Origin of the sequence: Saccharothrix tamanrassetensis (assembly GCF_014203665.1) — a bacterium.
GTDB lineage: Bacteria > Actinomycetota > Actinomycetes > Mycobacteriales > Pseudonocardiaceae > Actinosynnema > Actinosynnema tamanrassetense.
In genome coordinates, this window is record NZ_JACHJN010000001.1 from 665,076 (window position 1) to 676,969 (window position 11,894).

An 11,894-nucleotide genomic window follows, 5' to 3' on the forward strand; every position below is an offset into this window, starting at 1 on the left:
GAGACCCGATGACCGACCCCACTCCGCTGGTGGCCGTCGCAACCGGATTCATGGCCGCCAAGCAGCTGTTCGCCGCGAGCGAGCTCGGTGTGTTCTCGGCGCTGGGCCTGGGCCCGGCCACCTCGCTGGAACTGGCCGAGCGCGCCGAGCTGCCGGAGCGCTCCGCGCGCATCCTGGCCGACGCGATGGTGGGCCTCGGCCTGCTGGAGCACCGGGACGGCCGCTACGCCAACACCCCGGTGACCGAGGCGTACCTGGCCGGGCGCGGCGGGCTGGACCTGCGGCCGCACCTGGCCTTCTGGGACGCGCTGAGCTACCCGCACTGGCTGCACTACACCTCGTCCATGCGCTCCGCGCAGCCCGGCCCGTTCGAGCTGGACGAGGCCCGCATGGGCGTGTTCATGAACGGCGTGCAGACCTACAACTCGCTGCACGCGGTGATGCTGGCCGAGCACTACGACTTCGGGCCGCACAAGCACGTGCTGGACCTGGGCGGGCTGTCCACCGCGTTCCTCGGCGAGGCCGCCAAGCGCAACCCGGGGCTGACCGGCACGTTCGTCAGCACGCCGGACTTCCTCCGGATGGTCCGGGGCGCGCTCGACCCCGCGCTGGCCGACCGGATCACCTTCCACGAGGCCGACCCGCTGACCGACGAGGTGCCCGGCCAGTACGACGCCGTGCTGCTGGAGCACGTCATCCACCGGTTCGACGCCGAGCAGAACCGGACCATCCTGCGCGCCGCGCGCGGCGTGGTCGAGGCCGGCGCGCGGCTGCTGGTGCTGGACTTCCTGCTGGACGCGGGCGACGGCCGCCGGCTCGACCCGGTGATGGCCGGTGAGTACCTGGTCATCGACGGCACCGTGGTCTACCCCGAGGACGAGGTGCACCGCTGGCTGGCCGACACCGGCTGGAAGGTCCTGGAGACCCGCCCGCTGCCCGGCAGCCCGCGCGTCGTGATCGCGGAGGCCGTGTGATGGTGGCGTTGGTTACCGGCGGGGCGGGCGGTATCGGCGGGGCGATCGCGACGGCGCTGGCCGGGCGCGGCCACCGGGTCGCGGTCGCGGACGTGGACCTGGTGGGGCTCGCCCGCAAGGCCGAGGAGTTCGGCGGGCTGGCCGTGGAGATGGACGTGCGCGACCCCGAGTCGGTGCGCACGGGCGTGGCGAAGACGATCGCCGAACTGGGCCCGCTCGACGTGCTGGTGCACGCGGCGGGCGTGGTCGGCGGCGCGGGCCCGCTGCTGTCGCTGCCGGTGGAGTCGATGGACGCGGTGCTCGCGGTGAACGTGCGCGGCACGTTCCTGATCACCCAGGCGGTCGGCGAGGCGATGGTGGCGGCCAGGCGCGGCGGCTCGATCGTGCACATCAGCTCGGCCGGGTCGTTCCAGCCGACGGTCGGCCTCGGGCACTACGAGGCGACCAAGGCGGCGATGAACGCGCTGACCCGCTCGGCGGCGCTGGAGCTGGCGCCGCACGGCATCCGGGTCAACGCGGTCGCGCCCGGCCCGGTGGAGACACCGCTGACGGCGGCGGCGATGGCCGACCCGGCGGCCCGCGCGCCGTGGGTGGAGCGGATCCCGCTGGGTCGCCTCGCCAACACCGACGACCTCGTGCCGACCGTGCTGCTGCTGGCCTCCCTGGAAGCCCGGCACATCACGGGAACCGTGCTGCCGATCGACGGCGGCCAACTGCTGAGGGGTTGACATGTCACCCGTCGACCACACCTGCGCCCCCGTCGTGGGCTACACCGACCGGCTGAACGCACGCCCCGGGGAGCGGATCGCGGTACACGCCAGCGCGTCCACACCGGACGCACGGGTGCGGGTGCTGCACATCGACCACGACGGCACGGCACCCGTGCGCACACCCGTGGACATCGACCTGCCGGACCGGGTTCCCGTGCCGCACCAGGACTTCGACCACGGCTCGTACGGGCTGGTACCGCGCCCGCCCGCGCTCGGCGAGGCGGTGTCGTTCGCGGTGTGGGTCTGGCCGACGGCGTTCCACGACTCCCGCGCCGGGCTGGTCAGCCAGGGCGACGCGGCCGACGGGCCGTACGCGGAACTGGTGCTGCGGGCGGACGGCACGCCGGAGTTCGCGGTGCGCACGCACCGGGGCATCGTCCGGGTCACCGGTCCGGTGCTGCGGCTGCGCCGCTGGTACCTGGTGGTCGGCGGGTACGACGCGGACGGCGCGCGACTGGAGGTCCGGCCGCGCGACCCGCTCGCCGACGAGAGCCGGTCGGTGACCACCACCGCCTCGGCGGGCCCGATGGTGACCGGCGGAGCACCGATGCTGTTCGCCGCCCGCCGGGTCAACGGGCGGCTCGGCGGGCACTTCGACGGCAAGCTCGACGGTCCGACGGTGTTCACCGAGGTGCGCACCGACCTGGACTGGCTGGCCGCCGACACGCGGTCCGCGTGGCACCTGGGCGCGCGGGCGCACTGGGACCTGTCCGAGGACATCGGCGGCGACACGCTGCTGGAGCTGGTGGACGGCCGGCACGGGACGCTGCACAACCACCCGCAGCGCGGCGTCACCGGGCACGACTGGACCGGCGACGTGCTGGACTGGCGGTACGCGGACCGGGGCTACTCGGCGGTGCACTTCCACTCCGACGACCTGGCCGACTGCGGCTGGGATCCGGTGCTGGAGATCGCCCTGCCGGAGGACCTGCCGAGCGGCTGCTACGCGGTGGAGCTGGAGACGTCCGAGGGCGTGGACCGGCTGCCGTTCTTCGTCCGGCCCCGCGAGCCGCGGGCGAAGCTGGCGTTCCTGGTGCCGACGCTGAGCTACCTCACCTACGCGCTGGAGCACGTGCACCAGCCGTTCCTGCCGGAGGACCCGGCGGAGGTGGCCGCGCCGTTCGCCCGGGACAACCTGCTGCACAGCCCGTACGACCGGCACACCGACGGCAGCGGCGTGGCCACCGCGTCGCTGCGCCGGCCGCTGCTGGGCGTGCGCGACGACCACGTGTTCCGGCACGCCCGCGCGCCGCACCAGTACAGCGAGGACCTGCACCTGGTGGGCTGGCTGCGGCGGCAGGGCTTCGCGTTCGACGTGGTCACCGACCACGACCTGCACGCCGAGGGCCTGGCCGCGCTGGCGGGCTACCGGGGCGTGGTCACCGGCAGCCACCCGGAGTACTGGACCGGGTCGATGCTCGACGCGGTGACCTCGTACCTGTACGGCGGCGGGAAGCTGGGCTACCTCGGCGGCAACGGCGCGTACTGGGTCACCGCGATCCACCCGGCCAAGCCGTACCTGGTCGAGGTGCGGCGCGGCTACGCGGGCGTGCGGATGTGGGAGTCGGAGCCGGGCGAGCTGCACCTCGCCGCGACCGGCGAGCCGGGTGGCCTGTGGCAGGAACGCGGTCGCGCGCCGCACCGGCTGTTCGGCATCGGCACCACGGCGGCGGGTCTGCAGACCGGCGGCTCCTACGACCTGGTCGGCCCGCACCCGCTGCTCGACGGGATCACCCAGCCGCTGGGCGACTTCGGCGTGGTGCTCGGCGGCGCGGCGGCGTTCGAGACCGACGGCATCGACCCGCTGCTGGGCAGCCCGCCGAACACCGTGCTGCTGGGCCGGGCGATGCTCGGCGACACCTACGTGTCCGCCGACACCGGCCCGACCACGCCGCACCCGTTCGGCGACCCGGTGGACCGCCGGCGGGCCGACCTGACGCTGCTGCACACACCCGGCGGGGGCGCGGTGTTCGCGACCGGGTCCATCGGCTGGTGCGGCGCGTTGTCCCACGACAAGGACGACAACGACGTCTCCCGCCTCACCGCCGCCGCCCTGCGGTGGTTCGGCGTGGGACCGGACACGGAGGACGAGCCCGATGCCGCTGCACCCTGAAGCCAGAGCGGTGATCGACGCCACCGACGCCCTGGGCGGCCTGGTGCCGGCCGGCGAGGTCTCGCCCGCGCGGCTGCGCGCCGCGTTCGCCGAGGTCTGGCGGCCGTCGCCGAACCCGGAGCAGGTCGACTCGGTGGTCGACCGCGCCATCCCCGGCCCGGCGGGCGCGATCCCGGTGCGGGTGTACGCGCCGCACGGCGACGGGCCGTTCCCCACGCTGGTCTGGTACCACGGCGGCGGCTGGGTGATCGGGTCGCTGGACGAGAACGACGCCACCTGCCGGGTGCTGTGCAACGCGGTGGGCATGAACGTGGTGTCGGTGGACTACCGGCTCGCGCCCGAGCACCGCTACCCGGCCGCCGCCGAGGACGCGTACGCCGCGCTGAACTGGGTCGCGGCGCACGGGGCGGAGATCGGCGCGGACGGCCGGATCGCGGTCGGCGGGGAGAGCGCGGGCGGCAACCTGGCCGCCGTGGTGTCGCTGATGGCCCGCGACCACGACGGCCCGCCGATCTCGTTGCAGCTGCTGGCCGCTCCGGTGATGGCCCCGCCCAGCGACCGCGCGTCCTATGTGGACTACGGGCGCGGGCACTTCCTCGACCGCGAGAGCATGGAGTGGTTCTTCCAGCAGTACCCGCGCGACCCCGACGACCTCAACGACCCGTACCTCTCGCCGCTGGCGGCCTCCCACCTCCGCGGGCTGCCCGCCGCGCTGGTGATGACGGCCGAGTTCGACCCGCTGCGCGACGAGGGCGAGGAGTACGCGCACCGGTTGCTGGACGCGGGCGTGCCGGTGACGCTGGTCCGCTACGAGGGACAGATCCACGGTTTCTTCGCCCTGCTCGTCGACCAGCTCAGCATCTCGGCCGAAGCCCACGCCCGCGCCGCCGCCGCGTTGCGGGCCGCGTTCGCCCAGGAAGCCGTGCGATGACCATCCCGCGAGCGCCGGATCGACGCCGCCGAGCTCGAGGTGGGCGCACCGGCACTCGGCAGCGCTGTGGTTCCACGCTTCCCTGGTCGGTCCGCGTGCAGTTGGACCGACTGCCGTTCCGGATCGGCGCGGTGGCGGTACCGGGGTGGGGTAGGCAGAACACGACGGTGCTGTTCGGTGCCAACGGGTTGAGCCGATCGGAGCAGGTCGCGACCGCCGTCCGGCGGGCCGGGCAGCGGGGTGCGGAACCGCGTGCGGCGGTGGTGATCTTCGGTCGGACCGGGATGTGGTAGACCCTTCAGGTAACTGACGGTCATTCCGGTCCGCAGCCGGGAACCCCGTTGCCCCGCAGCGCATCTTGACGTGCGCGGCGGATTCGGCTATTGCCGGGGTCACGTCACACACCGTAGGTTGTGCGCCTACGTAGGAGGCGCGATGGACACCACGAAAGTGGCCTCGGCGGTGCGCATCGGCTCCGCCCTGGGCAGTGGTGCCGCCGTGGAGTGGGGCGAGGTGTTCGCCGCCCTGCGCATGGCGCTGCCGGAGATGTGCGCCGTGCAGATCACCGGCTGGGATCCGGTGTCGCGAGGCTTCGTGGTGATGGCCGAGGACGGCTACAACCGTTCGACCAGCCGGGAACTGGCGCACGAGCTGCCGCGCACCCGCTGGGGCGGCCAGCTGTTCGACTCGGCCGTGCCGCTGCTCATGGACGACATGCCGCACAACTTCCGCGACTCTCCGCACTACCAGGAGCGGCTGCGCCCGGCCGGGTTCGAGGACGGGCTCTCGGCGGTGCTGCGACTGGGCGGCAACCCCCAGGTGGTGGGCGTGCTGCACGCCAACGCGCCGGTCCGCGCGGCGTTCGACGAGGAGGCCCGCCGCTTCGTGGCGCAGGTCGGCTCGGCCCTCGCGCGCCGGGTGGACCCGTTGCACTGCCCCACGTTCGACGCGTGGTTCGGTCCGGAGTGGACGGCCAGCTGGCTGGTGCCCGCCTCCGGCCCGGTGACCGGCCGCTCCCCCGTCCCCATCGCCGGCGACCCGGCCCTGCGCGCGCTGGCCGAGTCGTTCGCCGTCCTGGGCGTGCGCACCGTGCCGTTCCTGTGGCCCGCGAAGGACGGCTGGTACCGGGTGCGCCTGCTCAGGATCGTCGACGGCCCGCGCAACGGCGTCGTGGCGGCCTGCACCCCGTTCGAGAACCCGTCCGGCCTGACCGCCCGCGAACTGGACATCGCGACCGGCCTGGTGGCCGGCCTGTCCAACCAGGCGATCGCGGAGAGCCTGGTGGTCAGCCGCCGCACCGTGGAGACCTACGTCGAGCGCCTGCTGACCAAGCTCGACTGCCAGTCGCGCGGCGAGGCCGCCGGCATCGCCGCCAGGGCGGGCTTCGTGCGGCCGTCCCCGGACCCCAGCGGCGTCGGTTCCCTGACCCGCCTGACCCGCGGCGCCGACCCGTACTGGATCTGAGACGTACCGGATCTGAGGCGTACCGGATCGAGGGCGTTCCGGGGCCGAAGCGTGCCGGGTCCGAGGTGCACCGAGGCCTACGGATCCTCGGGCGTCAGGATGCAGCCGGTTCCGCCCCGCCGTCGTCAGGCTCTGCTCACGGGGTCGTCGACAGCCGCGCCTACGTACCATCACCGGGTGCAGGATCTTCTCCGCTCCACGTGGGATGAGCCCCGTCCCCACCACGCGCCGCCACGGGTGTGGCGGGACTGGGCGCTCGTCGGCGTGCTCGTGCCGGCGGCGATCCTCGAAGGCGCTCTCCGACCGGAACTCCCGTGGCGGACCCTTTCGGTGATCGTCGTCGTCGGGCTGGTTCCGACGTTGCTGTGGCGCCGGACCCGACCGCTGCCGATGCTCGCCGTCGCCTTCGGCACGACGAGCCTGGTCTCGCTGATCACGGGCGGGAACCGCGAAGAGCCGTACACGACGGCCTTCCTGCTGGTCCTGGTGTACTCGGTGATCAGGTGGGGGTCCGGACGCGAGGCCGTGACCGGCCTGGTGGTCGTGCTCGGCGGCGCCTGCCTGTCCATGGCCGTGCGCGACCCCGGCCTCGCCGACGCGACCGGTGGGCTGGCCGTGGTGGTCTCGGCCGTCGCCCTCGGCGCGGCGGTGCGGTACCGGGCCCGGTCGCGGATGCGCGAACTCGACCAGGCCAAGCTGCTGGAACGGGAACGGCTGGCCCGGGACCTGCACGACACGGTCGCCCATCACGTGTCGGCGATCGCGATCCGCGCCCAGGCGGGCCTGGCGACCTCGGTGTCGCAGCCGGGCGCCGCGGCCGACGCGCTGCGCGTGATCGAGGCCGAGGCCTCGCGCGCGCTCGCCGAGATGCGCGCGATGGTGCGGGTCCTGCGGCGGGACCAGCCCGTGGACCTGGCGCCCGACCCGCGCATCGCCGACCTCGGGCGGCTCGCGACCCGGACCCGCACCGGCCCGACGGTCGAGGTGGGCGTCTCCGGCGACCTCGACGACGTCCACCCGTCGGTCGGCGCCGCGGTCTACCGCCTCGCCCAGGAATCGGTCACCAACGCGCGACGACATGCCCGTCACGCCACCCGCATCGAGGTCCGGGTCACCGCCGACGACACGTCGGTGCACCTGCGGGTGAGCGACGACGGTGACGGGCCCGCGCGATCGACCGCGTCGCCCGGGTACGGGCTCGTCGGCATGTTCGAACGCGTCGACCTGCTCGGCGGCACGTGCACCGCGGGCCCCGACGCCGATCGGGGCTGGACCGTGACCGCCACCGTGCCCCGGACCGGGTCGGCCGCATGAGCATCCGGGTGGTCGTCGCCGACGACCAGGAGATCGTCCGCACCGGGCTCACCATGATCCTGGACGCGCAACCGGACATCGAGGTCGTCGGCGCGGCCGCCGACGGCCGGCGCGCCGTGGAACTCGCGCGCCGGCTGCGCCCCGACGTGTGCCTGTTCGACATCCGCATGCCCGGTGTGGACGGCATCGAGGCCACCCGCCTGCTGGCCGGGCCCGGGGTCGACGACCCCCTCGCCGTCGTCGTCATCACCACCTTCGACCTGGACGAGTACGTCTACGCCGCGCTCCGGGCCGGCGCTCTGGGCTTCCTGCTCAAGGACGCCGGACCCGCCCTGCTCGCCCAAGCGGTCCACGCCGCCGCCGACGGCGACGCGCTCATCGCCCCCAGCATCACCGCACGGCTGCTCAAGACGTTCGCCGCCGCCGGGCCCGTCTCACCGCCCGCGCACCCCGTCGATCCGCTCACGGACCGCGAGGAGCAGGTCCTCACCACCGTGGCGCGGGGGCGGACCAACAGCGAGATCGCGGACGAGCTGCACATCTCCCTGAGCACGGTCAAGACGCACATCGCGAGCCTGATGGCCAAGCTCGGCGTCCGCAACCGCGTGGAGATCGCCATGTGGGCCTACGAGACCGACCGCGTCCGCAGCGGGTTCGGCCGCCCGGAGCGGTGACCCGCGATGGCGCCTCACGGCCGAAAGTACTACTCCGCCCTGCCCGATGAGACGGCTCGACCCGAGCCCTTCTCCCGATGGGTCGGCACCACGTAGGTCGTCAGACTCGGGTCACGACGACGGCAGCACGCCGACGTGGCGCCGGTCGCCCGCCGACGGGCGACCGGAACGAAGAAGGGCCTTCGCCGTGACCTCCTCCACCAGGGCCGAGTGGCCCGTACCCGCCGCGCTGATCCTGCTCACCGCAGTCCCGGTGGTCGCCGGCGCGGTCCGCCTGACCGAGCTGGCCGGCGGCGCGGAGGTCACGTCGGAGAACGCGCGGTTCCTCGCCGCGCCCCTGCCGGTGGTGGTGCACATCGTGTGCGCCGTCCTGTACTGCGTCGCGGGGGCCTTCCAGTTCGCGCCCGGGTTCCGCCGGCGAAGGCCGGGCAGGCACCGCGCCCTCGGCCGGCTCCTGGTCCCCGCCGGCCTCGCCGCGGCGCTCACCGGCCTGTGGATGACGCTGTACTACGCCCGTGCCGACGGCGACGGCGATCTCCTGGCGGCCTTCCGGCTGGTGTTCGGCTCCGCCATGGCCGTGTCCGTCGTCCTCGGCTTCGCCGCGATACGGCGGCGGGACGTCGCCCGGCACCGGGCGTGGATGATCCGCGGCTACGCGATCGGCCAGGGCGCGGGCACGCAGGTGCTGACCACCTTGCCGTGGGTGCTGGTGGTCGGCGCTCCCGGCGAGTTCGCCAGGGCGATGCTCCTGGGCGCGGGCTGGGTGGTCAACCTCGCCGTGGCGGAATGGCTCATCCGCAGGCGGCCGGCCAGGTCGGCGCGTGTCCCCGCGGCCCACGTCAACGCTTCCGGCGCGCCGACGGCAACCGGTTGACAGTGGTACCGGAGTCGATCACCGCGAACTCCGGCCGGCCCGGCCGACGATCGGGTCGGGGAGGGCAACGGTCCGACCGGTGCACCGGTCGGACCGGAATGCGAACGGCCCGACGCGGGGAGAGCGCGTCGGGCCGTTCGGGTTCACCGGGAGAGCTCAGCCGTGGTGCATCCAGATGCCCTTGATCTCGGTGTACGCGTCGATCGCGTACGGCCCCATCTCACGTCCCCACCCGCTGGACCGGAAGCCGCCCCACGGCGCCGCCGCGTCCGGGATGCACGGCATGTTGACGAAGACCGCCCCGGCGCGGATGCCGTCGGCCAGGCGGTGGGCGGTGCGGAGGTCGTTGCTCCACACCGAGGCCGCCAGGCCGTACGGCGAGTCGTTGACGCGGGCCAGCAGTTCGTCCTCGTCGTCGTAGTCCAGCACTGCCAGCACCGGTCCGAAGACCTCTTCGCGGGCGATGGCCATGCTGTCCCGGACCGAGCCGAAGACCGTCGGCCGGTAGAAGTGGCCGGGGCCCTCGGCGGGCGACCCGCCGGCCACCAGCTCCGCTCCCTCGGCCACCGCGCCCCGCACGAAGCCGTCCACGCGGTTCCGGTGCTCGGAGCTGACCAGCGGGCCCAGGTCGGTGTCGGGGTGCAGACCGGCGCCCAGCCGCAGGCCGGAGACCGCGGAGGCGAGCTTGGAGGTGAACTCGTCCTGCCGTGCGTGGTCGACGTACATCCGCGCGTAGGCCGCGCACACCTGGCCGCTGTTGAGCAGCCCGCCCGCCACCGTGCCGGCCACCGCCGCGTCGATGTCGGCGTCCCGGCCGATGATGGTCGGCGTCTTGCCGCCCAGTTCCAGCGTCACGCGCTTGAGGTCGGCCGCCGACGCCGCCACGATGTCCTGGCCGACCGACGTCGAGCCGGTGAACGACACCTTGTCCACGCCGGGGTGGCGGACCAGGGCCTTGCCGGTCTCCGGACCGCCGGTCACCAGGTTCACCACGCCGGCCGGGAAGCCCGCCTCGGCGCACAGCTCGACCAGCCGCACGGTGGTCAGCGGCGTCTGCTCGGCGGGCTTCAGCACGGTGGTGTTGCCGCAGGCCAGTGCCGGTGCGAGCTTCCACGCCATGATCATCAGCGGGAAGTTCCACGGTGCGATCAGGGCGCACACGCCGACCGGCACGCGGCGGTCGAACTGGAGGGTGTCCGGGAACGACACCGAGCGCACCGCGCCGTCCAGCTTGGTCGCCCAGCCGGCGAAGTAGCGGAAGTGCTCGGCCGCGCCGGTGACGCTGACCGCCCGCGCCACGCCCAGCGGCTGACCCTGGTCGCGGGTCTCCAGCTCGGCCAGCTTCTCCGCGTCGGCCTCGATCAGCTCGGCCAGCCGCCACAGCATCGCCGCCCGCTCGGTCGCCGGCGTCGCCGCCCAACGGGGCAGCGCTTCCCGCGCGGCGGCCACGGCGTTGTCCACGTCCGCCGCACTCGCGTCGGCGCAGACCGCCAACTGCTCGTCGGTGGCGGGGTCGGTGGTGGTGAACTCCCCTGCCCCGGCGGTCCACTGGCCGCCGATGTAAAGACCTGTCGCGCGCATGTCGACTCCCCTCCACTGGCTGATCGTGGCCAGTGTCGGGTGCCGTGCGACCCGAAAGCTTGGCTGCGGGCGCACGGCGTTTGACCGTCAGCGCGCCCGGTGTTCGACGCTGCGGCGCCGGTATTCCGAGGGGGACAAACCGTATTCCGTCTTGAACGCCCGGCTCAGGTACGACGCGTCCACCAGGCCCCAGCGGGCCCCGATGACGCCGATCGCCAGCTGGTGCTTGCCGGGGTCGGCGAGGTCCTGGCCGCAGCGCTCCAGCCGGCGGTGCCGGATCCAGCCGGACACCGTGGTGCCCGCCTCGCTGAACAGCTTGTGCAGGTACCGGGTGGAGATGTGGTGCGCGGCCGCGATGTCGCCGGGCGAGAGCTCCGGGTCCTCCAGGTGCGCCTCCACGTAGGACTTGATCTTCACCAGCATGGCCGCGCGGGAGGTCTCGGCGGGCACGTCGGTGTAGTCCACCTGGTCGGCCAGCGCGGTGCCCAGGAGGTCCACCACGTTGCGCGCCAACCGGACGCTGCCGTGCACCTGCGGGTCGTCGATGTTGCGCGCCAGTTGCACGAGGGTGGTGCTGACGATCCCGCTGACGCCCTGCCCGCCCGCGAACCGGATGGCGGTGAGCTGCTCCATCTGCCCCGTGGGCAGGCACAGCATGGAACGGGGGAACATCAGCACCAAAGTGGACGACACGTCGTCGAACGCCAGCGAGTACGGCCGGGTCGTGTCGTAGATGGCGAAGTCGCCGGGGCGCAGTGCGGCCTGCCGCCCGTCCTGGCTGAGCTTCGCGCTTCCGTGCAGTTGCAGCGACAGCTTGTAGTAGTCCGGCGCGGCACGGGAGATCGTGCGCGCGGTGCGTCGCACGGTGTGAGCGTCCGCCGACGCTTCGTAGACCGCGACGCTGCCGAGGTTCTGGCCGCGCAGACGGCCGCGGAACGTCGAATGCTCGCCGGCGGTGGCTTCCAGGGGCACGAACGTCTGCGACACGGCCGACTGCCAGAGCTCGAACTGCTGTGTCGCAGGCACGCCGGCTGTAGTCAGCACGTAGGACATTCTTGCCCTCCAGGACCTGCGCTCGAGTGGTTTGGGTAACACTGCGTGACAGGCACAGTCGTCCGCCATCGCCCGTTCGTCAAGTGTTCGTTGCCGAGTCGTGAACGTCCGACACCCGGTGCGCGTGGAGTCAAAGGCCGTGCGTC

The 11,894-nt window shown here is 73.4% G+C and carries 11 protein-coding genes; 9 read left to right on the top strand and 2 right to left on the bottom strand.

What is annotated here, in order from left to right:
- The first annotated feature begins 8 nt into the window (after positions 1-8).
- The 9 genes from FHS29_RS02660 (at position 9) to FHS29_RS02700 (ending at position 9,114) form a co-directional block, all read left to right on the top strand.
- Entirely contained in the window at positions 9-974 is a 966-nt protein-coding gene (locus FHS29_RS02660; protein ID WP_184687817.1) for a methyltransferase, read from the top strand.
- The gene (locus FHS29_RS02665; protein ID WP_184687819.1) at positions 974-1,702 is read left to right on the top strand and encodes an SDR family NAD(P)-dependent oxidoreductase; all 729 of its coding nucleotides are present in this window, start codon (positions 974-976) and stop codon (positions 1,700-1,702) included. The genes FHS29_RS02660 and FHS29_RS02665 overlap by 1 nt, the downstream gene beginning before the upstream one ends.
- 1 nt (position 1,703) lies before the next feature.
- Positions 1,704-3,857: a N,N-dimethylformamidase beta subunit family domain-containing protein gene (locus FHS29_RS02670; RefSeq protein WP_184687820.1), complete on the top strand. Its 2,154-nt coding sequence runs from the start codon at positions 1,704-1,706 to the stop codon at positions 3,855-3,857.
- Complete coding sequence (gene lipP1, locus FHS29_RS02675; protein WP_184687822.1) at positions 3,841-4,788, top strand: LipP1 family hormone-sensitive lipase; 948 nt, start codon at positions 3,841-3,843, stop codon at positions 4,786-4,788. Before FHS29_RS02670 ends, lipP1 begins: the two co-directional genes overlap by 17 nt.
- A gap of 95 nt (positions 4,789-4,883) precedes the next feature.
- Complete coding sequence (locus tag FHS29_RS02680; protein ID WP_184687823.1) at positions 4,884-5,081, top strand: hypothetical protein; 198 nt, start codon at positions 4,884-4,886, stop codon at positions 5,079-5,081.
- 142 nt (positions 5,082-5,223) lie between these two features.
- On the top strand, positions 5,224-6,252 hold the full coding sequence (locus FHS29_RS02685) for a LuxR C-terminal-related transcriptional regulator (protein ID WP_184687825.1): 1,029 nt from the start codon (positions 5,224-5,226) through the stop codon (positions 6,250-6,252).
- A 177-nt stretch (positions 6,253-6,429) separates the two neighbouring features.
- Positions 6,430-7,566 carry a sensor histidine kinase gene (locus tag FHS29_RS02690; protein WP_184687827.1) on the top strand — a complete coding sequence of 379 codons (1,137 nt, stop codon included), beginning with the start codon at positions 6,430-6,432 and terminating at the stop codon, positions 7,564-7,566.
- A complete protein-coding gene (locus FHS29_RS02695) occupies positions 7,563-8,240 on the top strand; it encodes a response regulator (RefSeq protein WP_184687829.1) in 678 nt (225 codons plus the stop codon). The genes FHS29_RS02690 and FHS29_RS02695 overlap by 4 nt, the downstream gene beginning before the upstream one ends.
- Positions 8,241-8,427: 187 nt before the next feature.
- Positions 8,428-9,114, top strand: coding sequence for a DUF2306 domain-containing protein (locus tag FHS29_RS02700; RefSeq protein ID WP_312864716.1), 687 nt, complete (start codon positions 8,428-8,430; stop codon positions 9,112-9,114).
- A gap of 156 nt (positions 9,115-9,270) precedes the next feature.
- Here FHS29_RS02700 and FHS29_RS02705 read toward each other — a convergent pair whose 3' ends face one another.
- Entirely contained in the window at positions 9,271-10,695 is a 1,425-nt protein-coding gene (locus tag FHS29_RS02705) for an aldehyde dehydrogenase family protein (protein ID WP_184687832.1), read from the bottom strand.
- A gap of 87 nt (positions 10,696-10,782) precedes the next feature.
- Complete coding sequence (locus FHS29_RS02710) at positions 10,783-11,748, bottom strand: AraC-like ligand-binding domain-containing protein (RefSeq protein WP_184687834.1); 966 nt, start codon at positions 11,746-11,748, stop codon at positions 10,783-10,785.
- Between the last annotated feature and the right edge of the window lie 146 nt (positions 11,749-11,894).